The organism is Mycobacterium sp. 141 (assembly GCF_000382405.1).
Taxonomy (GTDB): domain Bacteria; phylum Actinomycetota; class Actinomycetes; order Mycobacteriales; family Mycobacteriaceae; genus Mycobacterium.
In genome coordinates this window covers 1-25,341 of sequence record NZ_KB908264.1, presented here as the reverse complement: position 1 = coordinate 25,341, position 25,341 = coordinate 1, and the positions used below count along the sequence as shown (strand labels likewise).

At 66.5% G+C, this 25,341-nt stretch carries 25 protein-coding genes and 1 pseudogene; 20 read left to right on the top strand and 6 right to left on the bottom strand.

Annotated features, from left to right (window positions below; all coding sequences use genetic code 11):
- Window positions 1-5 precede the first annotated feature (5 nt).
- The 3 genes from H276_RS0114220 (at window position 6) to H276_RS0114205 (ending at window position 4,122) form a co-directional block, all read left to right on the top strand.
- A complete protein-coding gene (locus H276_RS0114220) occupies window positions 6-1,400 on the top strand; it encodes a cystathionine beta-synthase (protein ID WP_019971976.1) in 1,395 nt (464 codons plus the stop codon).
- A 236-nt stretch (window positions 1,401-1,636) separates the two neighbouring features.
- Complete coding sequence (locus tag H276_RS23020) at window positions 1,637-2,629, top strand: membrane protein (protein WP_026356993.1); 993 nt, start codon at window positions 1,637-1,639, stop codon at window positions 2,627-2,629.
- Window positions 2,630-2,967: 338 nt separating this feature from the next.
- Window positions 2,968-4,122: a cystathionine gamma-synthase gene (locus tag H276_RS0114205; RefSeq protein WP_019971973.1), complete on the top strand. Its 1,155-nt coding sequence runs from the start codon at window positions 2,968-2,970 to the stop codon at window positions 4,120-4,122.
- Window positions 4,123-4,198: 76 nt separating this feature from the next.
- Here the strand turns inward: H276_RS0114205 and H276_RS0114200 are convergent, their stop codons facing one another.
- The 3 genes from H276_RS0114200 to H276_RS0114190 all read right to left on the bottom strand — a co-directional run bounded on the left by H276_RS0114200 (window position 4,199) and on the right by H276_RS0114190 (window position 6,080).
- Window positions 4,199-4,864 (bottom strand): GPP34 family phosphoprotein, encoded by a 666-nt coding sequence (locus tag H276_RS0114200; protein WP_019971972.1) that lies wholly within the window; start codon window positions 4,862-4,864, stop codon window positions 4,199-4,201.
- A gap of 35 nt (window positions 4,865-4,899) precedes the next feature.
- A complete protein-coding gene (gene greA / locus H276_RS0114195; protein ID WP_019971971.1) occupies window positions 4,900-5,394 on the bottom strand; it encodes a transcription elongation factor GreA in 495 nt (164 codons plus the stop codon).
- Between the two features lie 263 nt (window positions 5,395-5,657).
- Window positions 5,658-6,080, bottom strand: a complete 423-nt coding sequence (locus H276_RS0114190; protein WP_019971970.1) for a DUF4307 domain-containing protein — start codon at window positions 6,078-6,080, stop codon at window positions 5,658-5,660.
- An 89-nt stretch (window positions 6,081-6,169) separates the two neighbouring features.
- Here H276_RS0114190 and mca point away from each other — a divergent pair, with 89 nt between their 5' ends.
- From mca to H276_RS0114170, 4 genes are read left to right on the top strand one after another with little or no spacing between them, the layout of a single operon-like run.
- Window positions 6,170-7,036: a mycothiol conjugate amidase Mca gene (mca, locus tag H276_RS0114185; protein ID WP_019971969.1), complete on the top strand. Its 867-nt coding sequence runs from the start codon at window positions 6,170-6,172 to the stop codon at window positions 7,034-7,036.
- Window positions 7,033-7,338: a hypothetical protein gene (locus H276_RS0114180; protein WP_019971968.1), complete on the top strand. Its 306-nt coding sequence runs from the start codon at window positions 7,033-7,035 to the stop codon at window positions 7,336-7,338. Before mca ends, H276_RS0114180 begins: the two co-directional genes overlap by 4 nt.
- Window positions 7,322-9,331, top strand: a complete 2,010-nt coding sequence (locus H276_RS0114175; RefSeq protein WP_019971967.1) for a thioredoxin domain-containing protein — start codon at window positions 7,322-7,324, stop codon at window positions 9,329-9,331. The genes H276_RS0114180 and H276_RS0114175 overlap by 17 nt, the downstream gene beginning before the upstream one ends.
- A gap of 10 nt (window positions 9,332-9,341) precedes the next feature.
- Window positions 9,342-9,713, top strand: a complete 372-nt coding sequence (locus H276_RS0114170) for a nuclear transport factor 2 family protein (protein ID WP_019971966.1) — start codon at window positions 9,342-9,344, stop codon at window positions 9,711-9,713.
- A gap of 8 nt (window positions 9,714-9,721) precedes the next feature.
- Here the strand turns inward: H276_RS0114170 and H276_RS0114165 are convergent, their stop codons facing one another.
- The gene (locus H276_RS0114165; protein ID WP_019971965.1) at window positions 9,722-10,453 is read right to left on the bottom strand and encodes a hemolysin III family protein; all 732 of its coding nucleotides are present in this window, start codon (window positions 10,451-10,453) and stop codon (window positions 9,722-9,724) included.
- A gap of 150 nt (window positions 10,454-10,603) precedes the next feature.
- On the opposite strand from H276_RS0114165, the gene H276_RS0114160 reads away from it, so the two are divergent.
- The 5 genes from H276_RS0114160 (at window position 10,604) to H276_RS0114140 (ending at window position 14,114) form a co-directional block, all read left to right on the top strand.
- Entirely contained in the window at window positions 10,604-11,398 is a 795-nt protein-coding gene (locus tag H276_RS0114160; RefSeq protein WP_019971964.1) for a (2Z,6E)-farnesyl diphosphate synthase, read from the top strand.
- 13 nt (window positions 11,399-11,411) lie between these two features.
- A complete protein-coding gene (locus tag H276_RS0114155) occupies window positions 11,412-12,782 on the top strand; it encodes a hypothetical protein (protein WP_019971963.1) in 1,371 nt (456 codons plus the stop codon).
- A gap of 118 nt (window positions 12,783-12,900) precedes the next feature.
- A complete protein-coding gene (locus H276_RS24710; RefSeq protein WP_019971962.1) occupies window positions 12,901-13,059 on the top strand; it encodes a hypothetical protein in 159 nt (52 codons plus the stop codon).
- Window positions 13,056-13,460 (top strand): hypothetical protein, encoded by a 405-nt coding sequence (locus H276_RS0114145; protein ID WP_019971961.1) that lies wholly within the window; start codon window positions 13,056-13,058, stop codon window positions 13,458-13,460. Before H276_RS24710 ends, H276_RS0114145 begins: the two co-directional genes overlap by 4 nt.
- 81 nt (window positions 13,461-13,541) lie before the next feature.
- The gene (locus tag H276_RS0114140) at window positions 13,542-14,114 is read left to right on the top strand and encodes a hypothetical protein (RefSeq protein ID WP_019971960.1); all 573 of its coding nucleotides are present in this window, start codon (window positions 13,542-13,544) and stop codon (window positions 14,112-14,114) included.
- 7 nt (window positions 14,115-14,121) lie between these two features.
- On the opposite strand, the gene coaA is transcribed toward H276_RS0114140, so the two are convergent.
- Complete coding sequence (coaA, locus tag H276_RS0114135; protein ID WP_019971959.1) at window positions 14,122-15,060, bottom strand: type I pantothenate kinase; 939 nt, start codon at window positions 15,058-15,060, stop codon at window positions 14,122-14,124.
- A gap of 30 nt (window positions 15,061-15,090) precedes the next feature.
- Between coaA and H276_RS0114130 the strand changes: the two genes are divergently transcribed.
- The 8 genes from H276_RS0114130 (at window position 15,091) to H276_RS0114095 (ending at window position 24,810) form a co-directional block, all read left to right on the top strand.
- The gene (locus H276_RS0114130; RefSeq protein ID WP_019971958.1) at window positions 15,091-16,326 is read left to right on the top strand and encodes a hypothetical protein; all 1,236 of its coding nucleotides are present in this window, start codon (window positions 15,091-15,093) and stop codon (window positions 16,324-16,326) included.
- 188 nt (window positions 16,327-16,514) lie between these two features.
- The gene (locus H276_RS0114125) at window positions 16,515-17,987 is read left to right on the top strand and encodes a glycine hydroxymethyltransferase (RefSeq protein ID WP_026356991.1); all 1,473 of its coding nucleotides are present in this window, start codon (window positions 16,515-16,517) and stop codon (window positions 17,985-17,987) included.
- A gap of 65 nt (window positions 17,988-18,052) precedes the next feature.
- Window positions 18,053-18,880, top strand: a complete 828-nt coding sequence (locus tag H276_RS0114120) for an acyl-ACP desaturase (RefSeq protein ID WP_019971956.1) — start codon at window positions 18,053-18,055, stop codon at window positions 18,878-18,880.
- Between the two features lie 209 nt (window positions 18,881-19,089).
- A complete protein-coding gene (locus tag H276_RS0114115; RefSeq protein ID WP_026356990.1) occupies window positions 19,090-20,403 on the top strand; it encodes a PhoH family protein in 1,314 nt (437 codons plus the stop codon).
- A gap of 73 nt (window positions 20,404-20,476) precedes the next feature.
- A complete protein-coding gene (locus tag H276_RS0114110; RefSeq protein WP_019970990.1) occupies window positions 20,477-21,352 on the top strand; it encodes a polysaccharide deacetylase family protein in 876 nt (291 codons plus the stop codon).
- Window positions 21,353-21,430: 78 nt separating this feature from the next.
- Entirely contained in the window at window positions 21,431-22,438 is a 1,008-nt protein-coding gene (locus H276_RS0114105) for an Acg family FMN-binding oxidoreductase (RefSeq protein ID WP_019970989.1), read from the top strand.
- A 50-nt stretch (window positions 22,439-22,488) separates the two neighbouring features.
- On the top strand, window positions 22,489-23,124 hold the full coding sequence (locus H276_RS0114100) for a hypoxia response regulator transcription factor DosR/DevR (RefSeq protein ID WP_018598863.1): 636 nt from the start codon (window positions 22,489-22,491) through the stop codon (window positions 23,122-23,124).
- 9 nt (window positions 23,125-23,133) lie between these two features.
- Complete coding sequence (locus H276_RS0114095) at window positions 23,134-24,810, top strand: GAF domain-containing sensor histidine kinase (RefSeq protein WP_019970988.1); 1,677 nt, start codon at window positions 23,134-23,136, stop codon at window positions 24,808-24,810.
- Window positions 24,811-24,817: 7 nt separating this feature from the next.
- Here the strand turns inward: H276_RS0114095 and H276_RS23015 are convergent.
- A pseudogene (locus tag H276_RS23015) lies at window positions 24,818-25,341 on the bottom strand (NAD(P)H nitroreductase); the annotation flags it as partial.

Genomic DNA, 25,341 nt, shown 5'->3' with positions numbered 1-25,341 from the left:
TGACTATGCGCATCGCCAAGCACGTCAGTGAGCTCATCGGCAATACCCCTCTGGTACAGCTGAACTCGGTTGTCCCAGAAGGTGCGGGCTTGGTTGCCGCCAAGATCGAATACCTCAACCCCGGCGGCAGTGCCAAGGACCGCATCGCCGTCAAGATGATCGACGCCGCTGAGGCCAGCGGTGAACTCAAGCCGGGCGGCACCATTGTCGAGCCGACCTCAGGCAACACCGGGGTGGGACTGGCTCTGGTGGCCCAGCGCCGCGGCTACAAGTGCATCTTCGTCTGCCCCGACAAGGTCAGCGAGGACAAGCAGAATGTGTTGCGCGCGTACGGCGCTGACGTCGTCGTGTGCCCGACGGCGGTAGCGCCGGATCACCCGGACAGTTACTACAGCGTCTCCGACCGGCTGGTCACCGAGATCGACGGGGCCTGGAAGCCCGATCAGTACTCCAACCCGATGGGGCCGGCCAGTCATTATGCGACCACAGGCCCGGAGATCTGGGCCGACACCGACGGCAAGATCACCCATTTCGTAGCCGGTGTGGGCACCGGAGGCACCATCACCGGCACCGGTCGCTACCTCAAGGAGGTGTCTGGCGGAAAGGTGCGGATCATCGGCGCCGATCCCGAGGGCTCGGTGTACTCGGGTGGGACCGGCCGGCCGTATTTGGTCGAGGGGGTCGGTGAAGACTTCTGGCCGAGCGCCTACGACCCGACCGTGCCCGACGAGGTCATAGCGGTCTCTGACGCGGATTCGTTCGAGATGACCCGGCGGCTCGCGCGCGAGGAGGCGCTGCTGGTGGGTGGATCATGCGGGATGGCGGTCGTTGCCGCCAACGAGGTGGCTCGCAAGGCGGGGCCCGACTCGCTGGTGGTGGTGCTGCTGCCGGACGGCGGACGTGGTTATCTCTCAAAGATTTTCAACGACGCGTGGATGTCGTCGTACGGTTTCCTGCGCAGCCGGTTGGACGGCTCGATCGAGCAGGCGACCGTCGGGGATGTGTTGCGCGGCAAGTCCGGTGCGCTGCCCGACCTGGTCCACACCCATCCGTCGGAGACGTTGCGTGACGCCATCGGAATCCTGCGCGAGTACGGGGTGTCGCAGATGCCCGTCGTGGGTGCCGAGCCTCCGGTGATGGCCGGCGAGGTGGCCGGCAGCGTGTCGGAGCGAGAATTGCTTTCGGCGGTGTTCGAGGGCCGGGCGAAGCTTGCCGACGCGGTTTCCGAGCACATGGGTCCGGCGCTACCGTTGATCGGCGCGGGGGAGTTGGTGAGTACCGCGGCGAAGTCGCTGCGTGAGTGCGACGCAGTGATGGTCGTCGAAGACGGCAAGCCGGTCGGCGTGCTGACGCGGCACGATCTGCTCGGATTTCTGTCGGAGGGAAACGCCCGGCGTTGAGTATCGGGTGAGAAGTCTTGCAATGAGCGACTTCTCCGGTAATGTCAGCCAGCGCTGTCCAGCAAACTCGACTGCGGAGGGGGTCCGCGACCGATCTGTCGACACGGCCTTTGCCGCGGGGGGCGTGTGAATGTGCCCCCTGGTGCGTAACCTCCCCTGTGAGCCGTTCCGCCCCCTGTACATCTAGGTGAGTGGTGACCGGGTGACGGTCGCTACCCGAGATAGGAGCCATCAACGTGAGCAATCAACCGCCACCCGGAAACTACCCTCCGCCACCCCCTGGAGGATTTCCGCCGCCTCCGCCGCCGGGTGGCGGCGGGTACCAGCCGCCGCACGGTGGTGGTGGCTACCCGCCACCGCCTCCCGGTGGCCCCGGCGGTTATCCGCCACCCCCGCAGGGTGGTTACCCACCTCCGCCGCAGGGTGGTTACCCGCCGCCACCGCCTCCCGGTGGCCCCGGCGGTTATCCGCCTCCGCCCCCTCCGGGCGCACCCGGCTATCCGCCTCCCGGTGGCCCGGGCTTCGCGCCCGGCGCGGCGTACAGCGTGGGGGATGCGTTCTCGTGGGCGTGGAACAAGTTCACCAAGCACCCGGCTGAACTGATCGTGCCGACGCTCGCATTCGGCGTGGTCTATGTGGTGCTGGAGTTCCTCATCCAGTTCATCTCCGGCATGTTCACCACTGTCGACAGCAGCTCGTACGACGAGTACAGCTACTCGACCAGCTTTTCTATGGGCGCGGGCGGCATCGCCGTCTCTGTGATCGGCGGCCTGGTCATGCTCGTAGTCGCGGGCGCGATTCAGTCGGCGTACTTGAGCGGCATTCTTGACATCGCCAACGGGCAGCCCGTCACCATCGGGTCGTTCTTCAAGCCGCGCAACGTGGGCAACGTCATCATCGCGTCGCTGGTGTCCGGGATCATCGTCACCATCGGCATTTTCCTTTGTGTCGTTCCCGGCCTTATTGCGGCAATCATGTTGATGTTCGGCACCGTTGCCGTGCTCGATCGCAACCAGTCGGGTATCGAGGGTCTGTCGACGAGTTTCAATATCGCCAAGGCGAACTTCGGCCCGGTCGCGCTGACTTGGTTGGTCACCATCCTTGTGATGATCGTCGGCGCCCTGGTGTGTCTGGTCGGCCTGTTGGTCGCCTCCCCAGTGGCGATGCTGATCACGGTCTACGCCTTCCGTCGGCTCAGCGGCGGCCAGGTTGCTCCGCTGACTCCGTAGTACCCGTCAACGACATTGCGCCCACGGTGCGCTTGGCCGAGAGGTCAGCACCGTGGGCGCAGTGTTCGGACGGCATCATCTGGCCATGGCCGCGCCCAACCCGGCCTCCTGCATGCCGTGGTTCGATCGGGTGGCGTTCCTCACGGGTGGGCACGTGGCGCGGTGCGCCAGCAGCGGTGGTGACAGGGCGTGCCAAAAGAACCGGCCAGCCAATCGGTTTCGGCATGTGTCTGGTGCGGCAGACCTTCGCCGACAAGATCATGTCGGCGGTGCGCGTACCGGTGAATCCACTGGGCGCCGGGCCGTACCCGTGCTGGCCCGGATAGGCTCGACGGGTTATGAGTGAACAGCGCAAGTGGCACGGTCTGGCCACGAAAGCCATCCACGCCGGTTACCGTCCCGATCCGGGTACGGGAGCCGTCAACGCCCCGATCTACGCGAGCTCGACCTTCGCCCAGGATGGTGTCGGTGGCCTGCGCGGTGGATTCGAATACGCCCGCACCGGCAACCCGACGCGCGCCGCCCTGGAAGCGTCGCTGGCCGCGGTCGAGGAGGCCGACTACGGGCGTGCGTTCAGTTCGGGTATGGCAGCCACCGACTGTGCCTTGCGTGCCGTGCTGCGTCCGGGCGACCACGTGGTGATCCCCGACGATGCGTACGGTGGCACCTTCCGGTTGATCGACAAGGTGTTCTCTCAGTGGGGAATCACCCACACACCGGCGCCGTTGTCGGACCTCGACGCGGTGCGTGCGGCGTTGACCCCTCGCACCAAGCTGATCTGGGTGGAGACGCCGACCAACCCGCTGCTGACCATTGCCGACATCTCGGCGATCGTGCAGATCGCTTCCGCGTCGGGGGTGAAGGTGTTGGTGGACAACACGTTTGCCTCACCGGCATTGCAACAGCCGCTGTTGCTCGGCGCGGATATCGTGCTGCATTCCACCACCAAGTACATCGGCGGGCACTCCGACGTGGTGGGTGGCGCCCTGCTGACCAACGACGAGGAACTCGACACGGCGTTCGCGTTCCTGCAGAACGGCGCCGGCGCGGTGCCGGGCCCGTTCGACGCCTACCTGACCATGCGCGGGCTCAAGACCCTGGTGTTGCGGATGCGCCAGCACAGCGAAAACGCCGCTCTCATAGCCGAATTCCTCGTTGGACACCCCGCCGTCGAGTCGGTGCTGTACCCGGGGTTGGACACCCACCCCAACCATCTGGTCGCGGCCCGGCAGATGAGCGGGTTCGGGGGCATGGTGTCGGTCAGGTTGCGGGGCGGTCCGCACGCTGCGCGTGAATTGTGCTCGCGCACCGAGATTTTCATCCTCGCCGAGTCGCTCGGCGGGGTGGAGTCGCTGATCGAGTATCCCGCTGCCATGACCCATGCCTCGACGGCGGGTTCGCAGTTGGAGGTCCCTGACGATCTCGTGCGTTTGTCGGTCGGGATCGAACACCCCGCCGACCTGCTGGCCGACCTGGAACAGGCGCTGGCCTAGACCGCGAGCAGACGCGAAAGTACCCGACACGCCGGGATTTCCGGTACCGCAGTGTCTGCTCGCGCAAAGGACGGGATCACGCCATCAATGCCGGGCGCAGTGTCGACGTCGTCACCGCCAGGTTCATCTCCGGCAACCCTGCGGCGGTGTCGTCGACCCACGCTCCGGTGGTGATCTCCGTCGCCCGCGCGTGCACCCAGCGCCAGCCCCGCTCGTTGAGGCTGAGCACGGCGCCCAGCCCGTCGACGGCATGCAGCAGGCAGATGATGGCGGCGATCGCGGGAACCGGGTTCTGCCCGTCGAACAGCGCGCCCAGCAGGGCGTCCCGCGCTCGACCGACCCGTTCCCGGTTGGTCAGCGGCCAGCAGTAGGTGGCGCGAAAACCTTTGCCGGGCATGCGAACCCGACGAATCTGACCCATGCGTTCCAGGTGCAGCTCGAGGTTGGGCTGGTTGATCTTGGCGAGCTTGCTCAGCGCCGAGTCCGCAGACAGCGGGCGCCGTTGTAGCAGCTCGAGTGCCGGACCGGTCACCGGATCGACCGGCCAATCGCCGGCGAGGGCGACGAGCAAACCAGGGTCGATGGGCTCACCGGCCAACGCCGGGCGGATCTGGCACCCATAGGCCAGATCTAGAAGAGTGGCGGCAGCCAGAACCCGTTCACGGCGGCGCCGGTCCAGACCCGGCTGCGCGGAGGCGTTGTCCAGCAACAGCAGAAAGAGATCCTCGGCGATTTGCGCCATTGCCCCGACTGTAGTGCTTGCCCCCGAGCCGTACGTTACGAGTGGTACGGCTCAGCGCTGACCAGCGTGACCTTGACGACGTTGCCGTTGGGCACGGTGTAGGTGCGGGATTCGCCGACCTTGGCGTCGATCAGGGCCCCGCCCAGCGGTGAGTTGGGGGAGTAGACCTCGAGCTTGCCGTCGCTGATGCCCTCCTGTCGGGTGGCGATCAGAAAGGTCTCGGTGTCGCTCGTGTCGTCGTCGTAGTAGACCTTGACCACAGAGCCGGGCAGCGCCACGCCGGACTGCTTGGGAGCCTCACCGACCTTCGCGTTGTTGAGCAGTTCCTGCAGCTGCCGGATGCGGGCCTCCTGCTGGCCCTGCTCCTCGCGGGCGGCATGGTAACCGCCGTTCTCGCGCAGGTCACCCTCTTCGCGGCGGTCGTTGATCTCGGCTGCGATGATCGGCCGGTTCGCGATCAGCTGATCCAGCTCGGCCTTCAGCCGGTCGAAAGCTTCCTGGGTGAGCCAGGTGACCTGGGTGTCGGTCATGTCTTCGCGCTCCTGTCCATCTGGTCCTAACGGTGCTCCCCGCACCGTTTCGCGTACAAAAGTTCTCAGTTTCGGGCCGGGGAGCATGCGCGTGTATCACCGCTAGCGCAAGCGATTTCTGCGCGCTGATGCAGCAATACACGGCCCCAGCGCGGAACCGTGTATCGGTCGAGCCTACCACCGAACAGACAGGCGATCTTCATGTATTTGCCGTCCGGCATTTGTTGAGCGTGGGCGAATCGCGGCTCGCGTGCGTCCTGGAATTAGGGCGCTACCAGGTACGACGGCACGTTGGTGCCGCAGCCGTAGACGTCGCCGATGACGGGTGGCTTGCTCGCCTTCACCACGGCGGTGACTTGGACCGTCTTCTGATCCGACGGGCCGACCAGGATCTCGCGCCGTCCGGTCTCGCTGCCGTCGATGGAACGGGCTCGCACGATGCATACGACCGGGCGTGACGGGTCCGGCCGGGTCACCCCGATGGTCACCGAGACGCTGTCGTCGCCGATCAATTCATAGGCGGTGAGCTCGCTTTTCACGTCGCCGCCGTCGAACTTGTGCCATGCCGTGACCGCAAGGATCACGCCGGCCACCACCACGAGAGCGACGAGGGCGACGAGGATCCAGCGCCGGGTGCGGCCCGGCAGAGACTGCCGCCCATACCGGGCGACGGGACGTTCGATCATCAGAACTGGAACTATAGGCGGGAGAGCCCGCACCCAACGGGCCCAGGTGTTGGATTACGTAAGAGGTCGCCGTAGTTAGATGAGACGCAATGAGTGAACTGCGGTTGATGGCGGTGCACGCCCACCCGGACGACGAGTCCAGCAAGGGTGCGGCGACCACCGCGCGCTACGCAGCCAAAGGTGTGCGCGTCATGGTTGTCACGCTGACCGGCGGCGAGCGCGGAGACATTCTGAACCCGGCGATGGACCTACCGGAGGTGCACGGCCGGATCGCCGAGGTCCGACGCGACGAGATGGCCAAGGCCGCCGAGATCCTCGGCGTCGAGCACCACTGGTTGGGCTTTGTCGACTCCGGACTACCCGAGGGGGACCCGCTGCCGCCGCTGCCGGACGGCTGCTTCGGCGTGGTGCCCATCGAGGAGCCCATCTCGCGGCTGGTGCGGGTGATCCGCGAGTTCCGTCCGCACGTGCTGACCACCTACGACGAGCACGGCGGCTATCCGCACCCCGACCACATCCGCTGCCACCAGGTGTCGGTCGCCGCATACGAGGCCGCCGCCGACTACATGCAGTTTCCCGGCGCGGGGGACCCGTGGAGCGTGTCCAAGCTGTACTACAACCACGGGTTCCTGCGACAGCGCATGCAACTGCTGCAAGACGAGTTCGCCAAGAATGGCCAAGAGGGCCCGTTCGCCAAGTGGCTCGAGCATTGGGACCCCGCACATGACATTTTCGCGAGCCGGGTCACCACCCGGATCGAATGCTCGGAGTACTTCAGCCAGCGTGACGACGCGCTGCGCGCACATGCCACCCAGATCGACCCTCACGGTCACTTCTTCCACGCGCCGATCGAATGGCAGCAGCGGTTGTGGCCGACCGAGGAGTTCGAGCTGGCCCGGTCCCGGGTGCCGGTAAGCCTGCCCGAGGATGATCTGTTCATTGGGATTGAAAAGTGATAAATACCCTGACGGCCGTCGTGACCCTGCTGGCCGACGAGCCCCGCAACACCGGACCGGACTTCGGTAAGGCCAGCCCGTTCGGCCTGCTGATCACAGTCGCACTGCTGGTCGGGACGTTTGCCCTGGTCTGGTCGATGAACCGGCACCTGCGCAAGCTGCCCGAATCGTTCGACCGGGAGCGGCCCGAACCCGACCAGGCCGTCGACGACGGTACCGTGGATAACACGGCAGACGACCCAACCGACCACACCTCCGAGGAGCGATCCGACGACCCGCAGCCCCGTGAGTCCGGGGGGTAACACCCTCGCGGGGGCCACCAGCCCCTACCTGCGCCAGCACGCCGACAATCCGGTGCATTGGCGGCAGTGGTCGCCCGAGGCACTGGCCGAGGCGGCTGCGCGCGACGTCCCGATCCTGTTGTCCATCGGCTACGCGGCGTGCCACTGGTGCCACGTGATGGCCCACGAATCCTTCGAGGACCCTGAGGTTGCGGCCGCGGCCAACGACGGGTTCGTCTGCATCAAGGTCGACCGCGAGGAGCGCCCCGATCTCGACGCCGTGTACATGAATGCCACGGTGGCTCTGACGGGGCAAGGTGGCTGGCCGATGACGTGCTTCCTGACACCTGACGGGCGGCCGTTCTTCTGCGGCACCTACTACCCGAAGCTGGGGTTCCTACAGTTGTTGGCGGCGGTGGCCGAAACCTGGCGCGACCGCCGCGGCGAGGTTGAGCGCGCGTCGGATCAGATCGCGACCGAACTGCGGTCGATGTCCGCGGGGCTGCCCAGCGGTGGCGGGCCCGTGGGACTCGAGCTGTGCGATCACGCGGTGGCCGCAGTGCTGCGCGACGAGGATCGCGCGCACGGCGGTTTCGGCAAAGCTCCGAAGTTCCCGCCATCGGCGTTGCTGGAAGGCCTGCTCCGGCACTACGAACGTACGGGCTCCATCGCGGCGTGCGCGGCGGTGGAGCGCACCTGCGTGGCCATGGCCCGTGGCGGCATCTACGATCAGTTGGCCGGTGGGTTCGCCCGTTACAGCGTCGACCCGTACTGGGTGGTGCCGCACTTCGAGAAGATGCTCTACGACAACGCGTTGCTGCTGCGGGCGTATGCACACTGGTTCCGGCGCACCGGTGATCCGTTGGCGCGCAAGGCCTCCGAGGAGACGGCCGACTTCATCATCGCCGGCCTCGGAGCCGGCGGAATGTTCACCTCGTCGCTGGATGCCGATGCGGGTGGTCGCGAGGGTCTGACGTACGTGTGGACGCCCAGCGAATTGTCCGAAGTGCTCGGTGACGACGACGGAGATTGGGCAGCTTCGCTTTTCGCTGTCACCGCCGATGGAACCTTCGAGCACGGTGCGTCGGTGTTGCAGCTGCCCGTCGATCCCGACGACGTTTCCCGGTTCGCATTGGTCCGCTCGAAGTTGTTGGCGGCGCGTGGTTCCCGTCCACAACCCGCGCGTGACGACAAGGTGGTCTCGGCGTGGAACGGGTTGGCCATCACCGCGCTGGCCGAAACGGCGGTGGCCCTGGACAATCCCGAATTCCTGACTGCTGCTTCGGAATGTGCACGGCAGCTGCTGGATCTACACGTCGTCGACGGGCGGCTGCGCCGCGCCAGCCTCGGCGGCCGGGTGGGGGACAGCGCGGCGATCCTGGAGGATTACGCAGCGCTCGCGACCGGTCTGCTGACGCTGTACCAGCTCACCGGAGCGTGGCTGCCCGAAGCGCTGGAGCTGCTGGAGGTAGCGCTGCGGCATTACGCCGATCCGCAGCGGCCGGGCCGCTGGTTCGACACCGCCGACGACGCCGAACAGCTCATGGTGCGCCCCGCCGACCCGACCGACGGCGCCACGCCGTCAGGGGCGTCCCTGATCGCCGAGGCACTGCAACTGGCGGCGCACCTGACCACGTCGGAAACCTACGCGGCCGCCGCGCAGGACACGCTGGCTTCGGCGACGCCGATCCTGGCCCGGGCGCCCCGCTCGGGCGGGCACTGGCTTGCGGTGGCCGAGGCCCAGATCCGCGGGCCCATCCAGGTCGCGGTGGCGTGCGACCCGACATCGGCCGAATTGCTCACCGCGGCACGCACGCTCGCGCCCGGCGGGGCCATCGTCGTCGGCGGCCCAGCGAACTCGTGCACCTTGCTCGAAGGGCGCGACCGGGTCGACGGAGCCGACGCGGCGTACGTATGTCGTGGCCGCGTGTGCGATCTGCCGGTCACCACGGTCGAGGATCTCGCGACGTCACTGGCCGGTCAACCGCCAGACGGCCGACTGGGCGCCGTGTAGCCTCGCGGCCATGCCGAACGTCGAGCACATCACTCAGACCGTCAACCGCTACCTCGAGCTGGTCGCCAACGGAAGTGCCGACGAGATCGCCGAGCTGTACGCGGACGACGCGACGGTCGAGGACCCGGTGGGCGGCGAGGTGCACATTGGACGGGCCGCCATCCGTGGCTTCTACGCCAACGTCGAGAACATCAAGAGCAAGACCGAGCTGGTGACCCTGCGGGTGGCCGGCCACGAAGCTGCGTTTCATTTCCGGCTCACGATGGACTTGGGCAACAGCAGCATGCGGATCGACCCCATCGACGTCATGGCGTTCGACGGCGACGGCAAGATCTCTGCGATGAAGGCCTACTGGTCGCCTGCTGACACCGTCAAGCTCTAAGGGCGGGCTCAGAACACCGCGAACCACATGGCGATGTAGTGGCAGATCGCCGCTACGGCCGTACAGGCATGGAAGAACTCGTGATGTCCGAACGTCGCCGGCCACGGGTTCGGCCACTTCAGGGCATAGAGCACGCCGCCGATGCTGTAGAGCGCGCCGCCGACGATCAGCAGCACCACCGCCGCCACGCCTGCGCCGTGCATGATCGGCCCGATGAACCAGGCCGCCACCCAGCCCAGCAGAATGTAGAGCGGCACTCCCAGCCAGCGTGGTGCCGACGGCCAGAACATCTTCAGCAGTACGCCCGCGGCTGCCCCACCCCAGACGATCCAGAACAGCACCATGCCTTGGGATTCCGGAAGGGCCAGCAGCGCGAAGGGTGTGTAGCTGCCGGCGATGAAAACGAAGATCATCGAATGATCGAGCCGCTTCATCCACTTGCGGGCATCCGGGGATTTCCAGGTCACCCGATGGTAGGTGCCGCTGACGGCGAACATCGCCACGATGGTGAATGTGTAGAGCAACGTCGCCAGACCGGCGCGGGTGGATTCCACCGACCATGACACCGATACCAGTGCGGCACCGGCGATGAATGCGACGATCGCCGAGTACACGTGTATCCAGCCGCGGGCGCGGGGCCTGCCGATGAACTGTGCGACGCCTTCTGCAACGGCCTCGGGCAGGTCTTCGGCTGGGTGGCTCGGGGCGGCTGCAGCTCGATAAGGCGTGGTGGTATCCATCGGCGCGGGTTGATCGGTGCTCCTCGCGTCCGCGGGGTAATCGGTGCTCCTCGCGTCCGCGGGGTAATCGGTGCTCCTCGCGTCCGCGGTCATGTCACCTCCATCAACAGCCGTGGGGTTATCCCGACGGCCACAGTAGTCTGGATTCTCGTGGACATCATTCCCCCGCGCCTCAAGGAACCGGCCTACCGGCTCTACGAGATGCGGTTGCGTCAGGAGTTGGCGCAGTCCAAAGCTCAACTGCCGCGCCATATCGCGGTGCTGTGTGACGGCAACCGGCGCTGGGCGCGTGAGGCAGGTCACGACGATGTCAGCATCGGCTACCGCATGGGCGCGGCCAAGATCGCCGAGATGTTGCGGTGGTGTCAGGCCGCCGGCATCGAGATGGCCACCGTGTATCTGCTCTCGACCGAGAACCTGCAGCGCGACCCCGAAGAGTTGTCCGGGCTGATCGAGATCATCACCGACGTGGTGGAGGAGATCTGCGCACCCGCCAACAAGTGGAGCGTGCGCACAGTCGGCGATCTGTCGTTGCTCGGCGATGCACCGGCCCGCCGGCTGCGGGAAGCCGTAGAAAGGACGGCATCCACCGCCGGCGGGTCTTTTCACGTGAATGTCGCTGTCGCCTATGGCGGCCGGCAGGAGATCGTCGATGCCGTGCGCTCGCTGCTGAGCAAGGAGCTGGCCAACGGCGCCACCGCCGAGCAGCTCATCGAAGCCGTCACCGCCGAAGGCATCTCCGAGAACCTGTACACCTCCGGCCAACCTGATCCGGATCTGGTGATCCGGACCTCGGGTGAGCAACGGTTGAGCGGATTCCTGCTGTGGCAGAGCGCTTATTCGGAGATGTGGTTCACCGAGGCGTACTGGCCGGCGTTCCGGCGGGTGGACTTCCTGCGCGCTCTGCGCGATTACATCTTGAGGCACCGCCGCTTCGGCAAGTGACACACTGGGGTTCATGGCTGCGCTGTCGGCGGTGGTCTTCACGCTCAGTTGGTGGCTGGGGCTCTATCTCCTTGCCCGGGACCCGCGTAAGCCCGTCCTCGTGTGCGCCGCGATCGGGCTGACCAGCTTCGCCGTCGTCGTCGCGCTCGACGCCGTCCGAGTGGCGAGCCGATCGGACCTGCTCAGCCGCATCGAGATCTACCTGGTGGCGCTGCCCGGCATCGCCTGGTTCGCGGTCATGCTCGAGCTGTCCCGGCCGAGTGACACCTGGCGTGCCCGCGCCGGGGAAGTCGCGGCGATCTTCGCCGTCGCCGTGCTGGCTTTCGCCGGGGCTGCAATGGCGGGCAGCGTCGACGGGCCATTGCGCACCGGACACTGGGTGATGTTCGCAGTGATCTCGCTGGCCTCGCTCGGCGCGATGGTCAAGGCCGTGCTCGGCGGCGCCAAGCCCGGATCGGTGGTCGGCTTCATCATCGTCGCGACCCTGTTTTTCGCGCTCGGCAACGCGATCATCGTCATTCCCCTGGGCCTGGTGCCGAGCTGGCTGGCGTTGGCGTCCACCGGTTTTGACGTCGCGCTGCTGGGTATCGCGGTGGCCATCTGGGACGCGTTCGACGAAGGGCAGGCACTGCGCGCCGACATGCGGCGCTCGATTCTCGGCACATTCGTGATCGCGGTCCCGTTCGGCGCGCAGGCACTGATCGGTGCCGCCGTGCTGGCCGGCAGCGGCCGGATTGCGATGACGGTCCTGCTGTTCACCAGCGTCGCCGTCGCCGTCGCGGTAGAGGTGCTGGCCGACCCGCTGGCCGGGCTGCTGGACCGGCTGGCATTCGCCCGCTCGCCGGCCCTGCGCGCCGACCGTGAGGCGCTGCGGCGGACGGAGGCGGCGCTACCGCTGCGCTTGGGCGGCCCGCTCGACGATGTCGACGACGACGCGTTCGCCCGGCTGACCCGCCGCGCTCTGGGGCATTACGGCGACCTGCCCAAACTCATGGCCAGCCCGCTGACCGCGCTGCCCGCCATCGACGCCCGGCTGGCCGAACGCGGTGCCGCCGATCAACCGCTGGAGCGGGCAAACGAACTCAAAGCGCTGTTGGCCGATCGCATCGCGGCCCTCAAGCCGCGTGACGGCGGTGACTTCGGCACCACCGAGCAGTGGCGCCACTACAACTCGCTGTACTTCCCCTACGTCGTCGGCGTGCGCGCGTACGCACAGAACGCCACTGCCGCGGGCCTTGACCCCGTCGCCCGGCAGGCGTGGCAGTGGTTGGTCACCGAGGTGCCCCAGCGGTCCCTGCACAACTGGCAGAACGCCGCGGCCAAGGTGATAGCCGCCGACCTGCGCGCGACCTTGGCGCGCACTCCGAGCTCAGCGAGGCAATAGGGCCTGACCTGCGGTTGGCAGTGCTTGGCAGTGTCCGGCGTCGATCTGGCAGTGCGCCCGAGAGCAATGTCGGAGGTGTTCGAAGGCTCGATACCGCCTCATTGCCGAGGAGCCAGCCATGACCGCTTTCGTCACCGGCAATGTGGCCTTCGGCATCGTGGCGCGCGCCGTCTGGCGTGACTCCGTACCCGCCGGTGCGGGGGCCGAATCCGTAGAGGTTGCGGCTGCGGTCCTCGCACCGTGCTCACTCACAACACCCACCAAAGGAGAATCATGACCGCCATCACCACGGCCCGCACCGCGAGCGCGTACGACATCCTGCTGCGGTTGGCCATGCGCGTCGACGCGATTATCGTCGGCGTCACCGGCATCGTCCTGCTCGCCACGGCCGGGTGGTTCTCGGAACTCACCGGCCTGCCGAAGTCGATCGAGTACGGCATCGGCGTCTTCTCGGTCGGCTACGGCATCGTGGTATTCGCGCTCGCGGCCCTCGAGCGGGTCCGCCCGGTGGGCATCGGGACAGCTGTGGCCAACGCGCTGTGCACCGTGATCGCTGTGGCCGCCGTGCTCACCATGCCACTCACGATGGCAGGCGCGGTGATTGTGATCGCCACGGGGATATATACCGCGGTGATGGCCGAATGGCAGTTCATCGGAGTCCGCCGGATCCCGGCCTGATCGCTGTCCGACGCGGCGTCCGTGATCCAACGTCGTATACGAACAAGGCCTTTGACGTCGTTCCCGGCTCATAATCGTCGAGTGGAATTGCAGTGGACGCCGGAGCACACCAAGCGGATGCGGGCCGTGCGGGTCGGCTGGGACGGAACTGAAGTAGGCGCACCTTGTTTCCCGCCCGATTGGGAGACCGAGCCTGGCGACCTCGACCTGCTACGCGTGGCCACCGAGTTCGGTACCTGTGCCCCAGGCGAATACAGCTATGAGCGACCGCCGGCCGACCACGAGTACTCATTCTTCGTGGCGGAACTGCCGGAGTCGAGCTCGTTCGGCTTCACCGATCAGCACCGCACCCTGCTGGCGAAGATGAGCTGGGAACTGTCTGATCCCTACTTCGGCGAGGAGGTACCGGGCTGTGATCCGAAGCGGCCGTATGGCGCCTTCACCTTCTACCAACTGGAGATGGCCCTGCACCTGGGGCTGATCCCGCCGAAGAAACCCGAGGGCGAGGATCCGATGACCGCCGAACTGATCGACGCGATGACCGAACTGCACCAGCGCATGCAGCCCGGTCTGCAGGTGTTCCTGGAGCATTTCGTGATTGCCGACGGTCAGCGATTCGTCGGGAACGACTGGGGCGGCTGGGAACGCGTCTGAACGGTGGCTACAGCTTGCGCAGCCGCAGCCGGTTGATGGCGTGGTCGGCGTCCTTGCGCAGCACCAGGGTGGCGCGCGGCCGGGTCGGCAGGATGTTCTCGATCAGGTTGGGCCGGTTGATGGAATGCCAGATGTCGCGTGCGGCGAACACGGCCTGTTCGTCGGTCAGGGTCGAGTAATGGTGGAAGTGTGACGTCGGATCGGCGAAGGCCGTCGAACGCATCGTCAGGAATCGTGAGATGTACCACTGCTCGATGTCTTCGATGCGGGCGTCGACGTACACCGAGAAGTCGAACAGATCCGACACCATCAACGCCGGACCGGTCTGCAGGACGTTGAGCCCCTCGAGGATGAGAATGTCGGGATGGCGGACGACCTGCTTCTCGCCGGGCACGATGTCGTACAACAGGTGCGAGTAGACCGGTGCGCAGGCCTCGTCGACCCCTGATTTGACCGCGGTGACGAACCGCATCAGCCCTCGCCGGTCGTAGCTCTCCGGAAAACCCTTGCGGTGCATCATGTTCCGGCGGTTGAGCTCCTCGTTAGGGTACAGGAACCCGTCGGTGGTGACCAGATCGACGCGCAGGTGATGCTCCCAGCGGGCGAGCAGGGCCTGCAGCACGCGCGCGGTGGTGGACTTGCCCACCGCCACGCTGCCGGCCACCCCGATGACGAACGGTACGGGCCGGTCCGGGTTCTGCTGCGGCTCACCGAGGAACTCGGCGGTGGCGGCGAACAACCGCTGACGCGCGGCCACCTGCAGGTGGATCAACCGGGCGAGCGGCAGATAGACCTCTTCCACCTCCAGGAGATCGAGCTTCTCGCCCATGCCGCGGAGGCGCACGAGCTCATCCTCGGTCAGTTTCAGCGGAGTCGACATGCGCAGCGAACGCCACTGACTTCGGTCGAACTCCACATAGGGGCTCGGCTCGCTGGGCCGCGGCATTCGGCCAGTCTTGCATTTACGGTTGACGGTATGGCTAACGGGACCGACTCAACCGGCTTCATCCGTGAATATCTCCTGCTGGGTTTGCGGTTCGATCGGATCGAGGAGGGCTACGTCGACTCCTTCACAGGAGATCCGGCACTGCGCCGCCAGGTCGGCGACGAACCGGCCCCCGATCCGGCTGATCTGGCCCGGCAGGCCGACCGGCTGCTCACCCGGATTCCCGACGATCTGGACCGCGACCGGGCCGAGTACATTGCCGCCCACCTGCGCGCACTGAACTGTGCAGGCCGCAAGTTCGCCGGCGAGCAGGTCGGCTTCGTCGACGAGGTGCAGGCCTATTTCGACGTTCACATCAGCAAGGGCGATCCGGAGCGTTATCACGCCGCGCACGCGAAACTCAACGAGGCGCTGGGCGGCAGCGGACCGCTCGCCGACCGCATCCAGGCTCACCGCACCAGCGATGAGATCCCGCCGCAACGCCTCGAGGCGTGCATTCATGCGTTCTCCTCGGCGCTGCGTGATCGGGTGCGTGCCGAATACGCGCTGCCCGAAACCGAGACCATCACCTATGAGGTGGTCACCGACAAGCCGTGGTCGGGGTTCAACTACTACCTGGGCGATTACCGCTCGACGGTTGCGGTCAATGCCGACCTCAAACAGCAGATGGCCAACTTGCCCAGGCTGGTCGCCCACGAGTCCTATCCCGGCCATCACACCGAGCACTGCCGCAAGGAGGCGGGCCTGGTGGAACGGCAGGGGCAGCTGGAACAGACGATCTTCCTCGTCAACACCCCGCAGTGCCTGATGGCTGAGGGGTTGGCCGACCTGGCCCTGTACGCCGCGATCGGGGACGGGGCGAGCGAAGCGACGGGGGAAAAGCACGGATGGGGTGCCTGGGCTTCCGAGATCTACGCCGATCTCGGCCTACGCTTCGACGGCGCCCGCGCCGAGGCAGTGTCGGAAGCGCTGGCCGGGCTGGCCGACGTGCGTCAGGACGCGGCGCTGATGCTGCACGACGAACACCGAGACGTCGACGATGTCGTCGCATTTCTCAAGCGCTGGCTGTTGGTCAATGATGAGCGCGCGCGACAGATGCTGCGCTTCCTGTCCTCGCCGCTGTGGCGGGCCTACACCAGCACCTACATCGAGGGGTACCGGTTGCTGCGGAGTTGGCTGGACGCCCGGCCCGACGATGTGTCGTTGGCTTTCCGGTTCGGCCGGCTGCTCGACGAGCCGCTGATCCCGTCGACGCTGCGGGCTTGATATCGCGCCCAGCGGATCTCGGCGGCGAACCACGGTCACGGCGGCGAACCCCGGCCACCTTGTCACGCTGGAGTGGCTGTCGCCGTCGAGTGTCACGCTGGAGTGACGCACAGGGGCGCGGTAGGGGCGGCGTTGGGTGATGACGGGTGCGGTCAATGCCCACGGCCGCTCCGACTAGGCTCAACCCCATGGCAGCAGACTCGTCATCCTCCTCATCTCCTGTGCCCGCGGCCTCTGGCGCCGATTACGCCGACACCTCCAGTGCCGCCTATCAGGCCGCGCTGCGGGTCATCGAGTCCGTCGAGCCCCGGATCGCTGCGGCAACCCGCAAAGAGCTTGCCGACCAACGAGATTCGCTCAAGCTGATCGCGAGTGAGAATTACGCGTCGCCGGCGGTGCTGCTGACGATGGGGACCTGGTTCTCCGACAAGTACGCCGAAGGCACCGTTGGGCACCGCTTCTACGCCGGCTGCCAGAACGTCGACACCGTCGAAGCGTTGGCCGCCGAGCACGCCCGCGAATTGTTCGGTGCACCGTACGCCTACGTACAGCCGCACTCCGGCATCGACGCCAATCTCGTTGCGTTCTGGGCGATCCTGGCCACCCGGGTGGAAGCGCCGGGACTAGCCGAATTGGGCGCCAAGCATGTCAACGACCTGTCCGAGGCCGACTGGGAGACGCTGCGCAACAAGCTTGGTAATCAGCGGCTGCTCGGTATGTCGCTGGATGCCGGCGGGCACCTGACCCACGGCTTCCGGCCCAACATCTCCGGCAAGATGTTCCACCAGCACAGCTACGGCACCAACCCCGAGACCGGGTTCCTCGACTACGACGCCGTCGCCGCTGCTGCCCGTGAATTCAAGCCGCTGATCCTGGTCGCCGGCTACTCGGCATACCCGCGCCGGGTGAACTTCGCCAAGATGCGCGAGATCGCCGACGAGGTGGGCGCGACGCTGATGGTCGACATGGCGCACTTCGCGGGTCTGGTGGCCGGCAAGGTCTTCACCGGTGACGAGGACCCGGTGCCGCACGCGCATGTCACCACCACGACGACGCACAAGTCGCTGCGCGGGCCGCGTGGCGGCATGGTGCTGGCCACCGAGGAGTTTGCGCCCGCGGTCGACAAGGGTTGCCCCATGGTGCTCGGTGGGCCGCTGTCACACGTGATGGCTGCCAAGGCTGTCGCGTTGGCCGAGGCGCGCCAGCCCGCGTTCCAGTCGTACGCCCAGCAGGTCGCCGACAACGCCCAGGCCCTGGCCAACGGCTTCACCAAGCGCGATGCCGGGCTCGTCACCGGCGGCACCGACAACCACATCGTGCTGCTCGACGTGCGGTCGTTCGGCCTGACCGGCCGCCAGGCGGAATCGGCGCTGCTGGACGCAGGCGTCGTCACCAACCGCAACTCCGTCCCGGCCGACCCGAACGGCGCCTGGTACACCAGCGGCGTTCGGCTGGGCACCCCGGCGCTCACGAGCCGCGGATTCGACGCCGACGACTTCGACCGGGTCGCCGAATTGATCGTCGATGTGCTGTCCAACACGCAGCCCGACGGTTCCTCGAAAGCCAAGTACAAGCTGGCCGATGGCACCGCCGAGCGCGTCCGGGCTGCGTCGGCCGAGCTGCTCGAGACCAACCCGCTGTACCCGGGGTTGACGCTCTGACGGGACTCGCGACACGCCACCGATCCGATTTCGAGAAACATGTGAACTAGGGTTACAGTTACTCTATGGCACAGAAACCTGTCCCTAATGCGCTGACCCTCGAGCTCGAGCCAGTTGTGACGGCCGAACTGCGCCGCCACATTGACTCCGAGGATCTCTGGTATGCCCATGACTATGTGCCGTTCGACCAGGGCGAGAACTTCGCGTTCCTAGGCGGACGGGATTGGGATCCCTCTCAGGTGACCCTGCCCAAGAACGTCACCGATGCTTTGGAGATCCTGCTGATCACCAAGGACAACCTCGCCGGGTACCACCGCGAGCTGGTCGAACATTTCATCCTCGAGGAGAAGTGGGGCCGGTTCCTGGGTCGCTGGACCGCCGAGGAGCATCTGCACGCGGTCGCGCTGCGCAACTACCTGGTGGTCACGCGTGAGATCGACCCGACCGCCAACGAGGATGTCCGCGTCGAGCACGTGATGAAGGGCTATCGGGCCGACGCCTACTCTCAGATCGAGACGCTGGTGTTCATGGCGTTCTTCGAGCGCTCCCACGCGGTCTACTGCCGCAACCTGGAGGCGCAGGTCGCCGAGCCGGTGCTCGCATCGTTGATGGGCCGGATCGCCGGCGACGAGGAGCGACACGAGGAGTTCTTCGCCAACCTTGTGTCGTACGTGCTGGAGCAGCACCGCGACGAGACCGTCGCGGCGATCGCCGCCCGCGCGAACGAGCTCGACGTCATCGGTGCCGACATCGACGCCTACCAGGACAAGGTGGCGTTGGTGGCCGAGTCCGGCATCTTCGACAAGGCCGCGCTGCGCAAGGTGATCTCTGACCGGATCACCGCTTGGGGTCTGGCCGGTGAGGACCGGCTCCAGGAGTTCATCAGCACGTAACGCGTTGGGCGCCAAGCGCGCGGCGCGCCGATCAGCAAGCCCGCCGTGGCGGGAGTAGCGTCGATTCCGATGGCTAGCGACATGCTCTGCTGTCCGGGCGGTACCGATCGTTTTCTTTGCGAGAGGACCGGCCCCGGTCCTGGTGCCGCAGCGTCCACCGAGAAGTTCGCGTGGGGCCGCGTAACGAGCTTCGCCTCTAGGAGCGCCACGTGACTGATTTGCCTGTCCGTACCTATGTGCTCGATACCTCCGTGTTGTTGTCCGATCCATGGGCATGCACGCGGTTCGCCGAGCACGAGGTGGTGGTTCCGCTGGTTGTCATCAGCGAATTAGAAGCCAAACGGCACCACCATGAGCTGGGCTGGTTCGCCCGGCAGGCGCTGCGGATGTTCGACGATCTGCGGCTCGAACACGGACGGCTGGACCAGCCGATACCCGTTGGGACACAGGGTGGCACGCTGCAGGTCGAGCTGAACCACAGCGATCCGACCGTGTTGCCGCTCGGCTTCCGCACCGAGAGCAACGATTCCCGCATCCTGACCTGTGCAGCCAACCTGGCGGCAGAGGGCAAACGAGTGACGTTGGTGAGCAAGGACATTCCGCTGCGGGTCAAGGCCGGCGCGGTTGGCCTGGCGGCCGACGAGTACCACGCTCAGGATGTCGTGGTCTCCGGCTGGACCGGGATGACCGAGATGGATGTCGCGTCCGAGGAAATCGACACCCTGTTCGCCGACGGTGAGATCGATCTGGCCGAGGCACGCGATCTGCCGTGCCACACGGGAATCCGCCTGCTGGGTGGAAGCTCGCATGCGCTCGGCCGGGTCAATGCCGACAAACGCGTGCAACTGGTCCGCGGTGACCGCGAAGTGTTCGGCCTCCGGGGAAGGTCAGCCGAACAACGCGTCGCACTGGATCTACTGCTCGACGAGTCCGTCGGGATCGTCTCGCTGGGCGGTAAGGCCGGCACCGGCAAGTCGGCGCTGGCGCTGTGCGCGGGCCTGGAGGCCGTGCTGGAACGGCGTACCCACCGCAAGGTCGTGGTGTTCCGCCCGCTCTATGCGGTCGGTGGCCAGGAACTCGGCTACCTACCCGGCAGCGAGAGCGACAAGATGGGCCCGTGGGCACAGGCTGTCTTCGACACCCTGGAGGGCCTGGCCAGCCCAGCAGTGCTCGACGAGGTGCTGTCCCGCGGCATGCTCGAAGTGCTGCCGTTGACCCACATCCGCGGCCGGTCGCTGCACGACTCCTTCGTCATCGTCGACGAAGCCCAGTCACTGGAACGCAACGTCTTGCTGACGGTGCTGTCGCGGCTCGGCGCCGGCTCACGCGTGGTGCTCACCCATGACGTCGCGCAACGGGACAACCTGCGGGTCGGCAGGCACGACGGTGTCGCGGCGGTGATCGAGAAGCTCAAGGGCCACCCGCTGTTCGCCCACATCACGTTGCAGCGCAGCGAACGCTCGCCGATCGCCGCGCTGGTCACCGAGATGCTGGAGGAGTACAGCCCCGGCGCCCTGCCCTGAGTGATTTGTGTGCGTTTACTGGCGCTCACCGCTGGTAAACGCACACAAATCGCAGGGCCGGTAGGCTGCCGGGGTGGCGAGACTCCCCGACAGCCAGGCGTGGCGGTGGACCGTCGTCGGCATTTTCGTCGCCGTGGTGGTCCTGGTCGGCGGTGCACTCACGGGTCACATCCGGAAAGCCTCGGCCGATGATGTCGACTGTGCAGTGGAGAAGTGCATCGCCTTCACGTTCGACGACGGCCCCAGCCCGTACACCGATCGGCTGTTGAAGATCCTGCGGGACAACGACGCCAAGGCGACGTTCTTCGAGATCGGCAACAAGGTCGCGGCCAACCCTGCGGGCGCCAAGCGGGTGGTCGAGGCAGGCATGGAGCTCGGCCAGCACACCTGGGAGCACCCCAACATGACCACCATCCCGCCTGAAGACATCTCGTCGCAGCTGTCCAAGGCCAGCGATGCCATCGAGGCGGCGACCGGTCAGCGGCCGAAGCTGTTCCGCACCGCAGGCGGGCTGATCAACGACGCGGTGCTGGCCGAGGCCAAGAAGCAGGGCCTGGCCGACATCAACTGGGACGTCATCCCATTCGACTGGGCCAACGACTCGAACACCGCGGCCACCCGGTACATGCTGATGACTCAGATCAAGCCCAACTCGGTGGTGCTCTTCCACGACACCTACTCATCCACCGTCGATCTGGTGCAGCAGTTCATCCCGGTGCTCAAGGCCAATGACTACCACCTGGTGACGGTCACCCACCTCCTCGGACCGCGGGAGCCGGGTACCAGCTACGGCAGCCGCGAGAACGGTCCACCCGTCAACGGTCTGCAGGACATTCCGCCCGCCAGCATCCCGGAGCTGTCGGCGACGCCGTCGCCGGCCCCGATGCCGAACTTCCCGATCACCGACATCCCCGGTGCCAACTCCGGTGGGGTGAACAACGGGGCGTGAGCCGGTGAGATGTGCATCGCACCCGCTAGAGGACCAAAGACCCTAACCCGATCGGTCGTCGGAGACAACGCTGGTGGCATGCCCGACACCACGCTCGACAGCGCCACCATCGTCAAAGCCGTTCAGCTGGCCTCGCGTGCCCCGTCGCTGCACAACACTCAACCGTGGCGGTGGGTGTACACCTCCGGCGCGGACGGGAGGGGCACAAGCAGCTACGGCTTGGAGCTGTACCTCGATCCGGAACGGGTCGTGCGTTCCACGGACCGTTCGGCGCGGGAGGCTGTCATCAGCTGCGGGGTGATGTTGGACCATGTCGTGGTCGCTATGGCAGCCGCCGGCTGGGCTGCCGACGTCGAGCGGTTCCCCGACCCGAACCATCCGGATCACCTGGCGACGCTGCAGTTCAGCCCGCTGGGTTTCGTCACCGATGCCCACCGGCGGCGCGCCGATGCGATCTTGGCCCGTCGCACCGACCGGCTGCCGATGGCCGCGCCACCGGATTGGGAGTCCTTCGAACCGATGCTGCGGACCTGGCTGGACACCGGGCCGGTGCATCTGGACGTGCTGACCGAGGACATGCGGTCAGAGGTGGCCGATGCCGCCATGCTCAGCGAGTCGCTGCGGCTCTACGACTCCGGATATCACGCTGATCTGGCTTGGTGGACAACGCCTTTCGCGACAAGTGACGGCATCCCGCAGAGTGCGCTGGTATCGGCGGCCGAAAGTGAACGTGTTGCGCTGTCCCGGGCGTTCCCCGTCACCGCCCACACCGATCGGCGCCCGGCCATCGCCGACGACGCGGCACGTGTCATCGTGCTGTCGACCGACGGCTTCAGTCGCGCGGACGCGTTGGACGCCGGTGAAGCACTGTCGATGGTGCTGCTGGAGGCCACGATGGCAGGCCTGGCGACCTGCCCGGTGACGCAGATGACCGAGCTGCATGCCAGCCGTGACGTCGTTGCCACCCTGATCGGTCGGGACGCCTGCCCGCAGGTACTGGCCCGGATCGGGCTCGCCCCGGTGCTCGAAGAGGTGCCGCCGCCGACCCCGCGCCGGCCTGTCACTGACTTCCTCACTATTGCATAGAGATTCGTCATGCTGTTGCGATCGGTCCCGACAGCGGTGAGACTCGGGAGATGATCAGAGTCTTCCTGGTTGACGACCACGAGCTGGTGCGCCGCGGCCTGATCGATCTTCTCAGTGCCGATCCGGAGCTGGAGGTGATCGGCGAGGCGGATTCGGTGGCGCAGGCCCTGGCCCGGGTACCCGCGAGCGCGCCAGACGTCGCGGTGCTCGATGTGCGCTTGCCCGACGGCAACGGCATCGAGCTGTGCCGGGAGCTGTTGTCGCGCATACCCGATCTGCGGTGCCTGATGTTGACCTCGTTCACCTCCGACGAGGCGATGCTGGATGCCATCCTCGCCGGTGCCAGCGGCTACGTCGTCAAGGACATCAAGGGGATGGAGCTCGCGCAGGCCATCAAGGAAGTCGGGGCCGGCCGGTCCCTGCTGGACAACCGGGCGGCCGCGGCGTTGATGGCCAAGCTACGCAGCAACGCCGAGCGTGCCGACCCGCTGTCAGGCCTGACTCAGCAGGAACGGGTTCTGCTGGAGCTGCTGGGCGAAGGCCTGACCAACAAACAGATCGCAGCCAGGATGTTCCTCGCCGAGAAGACCGTGAAAAACTATGTGTCGCGCTTGCTGGCCAAGCTCGGCATGGAGCGACGGACTCAGGCTGCAGTCTTCGTCTCCAAACTGGACCGACCCGGCTAGGTTGGTCGGGTGGCCGACGATCTGCGAGGAACGCTGTCGCAGTTGCGATTGCGTGAATTGTTGACCGAGGTCCAAGAGCGGGTCGAGCAGATGCTGACTGGTCGGGACCGCCTTGACGGGCTGGTCGAGGCGATGCTGGCGGTGACCTCAGGGCTCGAGCTCGATGTCACGCTCAGCACCATCGTGCACACCGCGATCCAACTGGTCGATGCCCGTTACGGTGCCCTGGGTGTCCGCGGCGAAGCTCATGAGCTGACGCAGTTCGTCAACGAGGGCATCGACGACCCCGTGCGGGCGAGCATCGGGCACCTGCCCGAGGGACGTGGCGTGCTCGGCGTGCTGATCGACGATCCGAAGCCCATCCGGCTCGATGACATTCGCCTGCACCCGGCGTCGGTGGGTTTCCCGCCGAACCACCCGCCGATGCGGACGTTCCTCGGTGTCCCAGTCCGGATCCGTGACGAGGTGTTCGGCAATCTCTACCTCACCGAAAAGATGACCGGCCAGCCCTTCAGTGAGGACGATGAGGTGCTGGTGCAGGCGCTGGCAGCAGCCGCGGGCATTGCCATCGAGAACGCCCGCCTCTATGAGCAGTCCAGGGCCCGGCAGGCTTGGATCGCCGCCACTCGAGACATCGGTACCGAGTTGCTTGGCGGTACCGATCCAGCAAGGGTGTTCCGGCTGGTCGCTGACGAGGCCCTCAAGTTGACCGGGGCCGACGGCACGGTGGTCGCCGTGCCGGCCGACGCCGAGGCCGACCGCAGCGACGTCGCCACGCTGCTGGTGGCTGCCACCGCAGGTGCAGTGAGTGGCTGCGGTACCGAGTCGATTCCGGTGGCAGGCACGGCTGTCGGGGAGGTCTTCCGGGTGGGCAGGCCGCAGCGCCCCGATCGATTCGAGTTGTGCGGATTCGTCGGTCCGGCGCTGGTGTTGCCGCTGCGCACCACCGACACGGTGGCAGGCGTCCTGGTGGCCTTGCGTACCGAGGGCGGTCCCGCCTTCACCGACGAGCAGATGGACATGGCCGCGGCGTTCGCCGACCAGGCCGCATTGGCCTGGCAGCTCGCGAGTTCTCAGCGCCGCGTTCAGGAGCTGGAAATTCTTTCCGATCGCGAACGCATCGCCCGCGACCTGCACGACCACGTGATCCAGCGGCTTTTCGCCGTGGGGCTGGCGCTGCAGGGGACGATTCAGCGGGCCCGCTCAGCAGATGTGCAGCGGCGGCTGAGTGAAAGCGTGGATGACCTGCAGGCGGTGATCCAGGAGATCCGCACGGCCATATTCGACCTGCATGGGCGTTCGGCGGGGACGACGCGGCTGCGCCAACGGCTCGATGAGGTGCTGGTGCAGTACTCCGACAGTGGTCTGCACACCACCACCCAGTTCGTCGGCCCCCTGTCGGTCGTCGACGCGGTGCTTGCCGACCATGCTGAGGCGGTCGTGCGGGAGGCGATCAGCAACGCGGTACGGCACGCTGCGGCAACCGAGCTCACCGTGCGGGTGGAAGTGGCCGACGATCTGAGCATCGTGGTGACCGACAACGGATGCGGCATCACCGGTGCGGTCAGCGAAAGCGGATTGGCGAACCTGCGTAACCGGGCCGAGGCGGCCGGTGGCCGGCTGAGCATCGAAAGTCGTTCCGATGGTGGCACAGTGCTGCGCTGGACGGTGCCGTTGCCGGCTTAGATCAGGCTTAGACCCGCAGGGTGCGGCGCGGTGTCGCGGGCAGCGGCGCGGCGTCTTCGGCGACCCGGCCGACCCGGATGAGCACCTGTGGGTACTCGCGCCCGTCGAATAGCTCCTCTCGCAATGCGGCTCGGGTCTCCGTGATTTCCAGGGGTTCGGTGATCGGGCAGCACGCCATGTCTGCGATCGTGGCGGTGAGCAGTAGCAGGCTGGTGGCCTCACCGGCGCGCAGCCGTGCCAAGGTGTCGTCGTCGCGGGTGCCGAGCGCCAGCACCACGGCATGGTCGGTACAGCCCGGACTGTTGGGTGGTTGCGCCAGAACGGGACCGGCGAACAATCGACCCGGTATGGGCGCGTCGGGATCCGATGTCGGGGTGTTGTGTGCGGGTACTCCGGCCAGCGACGCATAGCGACCGCTCCACCGGTTCAGCTCGCTCAGATAGGCGCGGTCTTCAATGTGGCGGGAAACCGCTTGTTTCACAATCGTATTGAGGCTTGTCAGGCATTCCACTCGGCGCAACGTCACCCCGG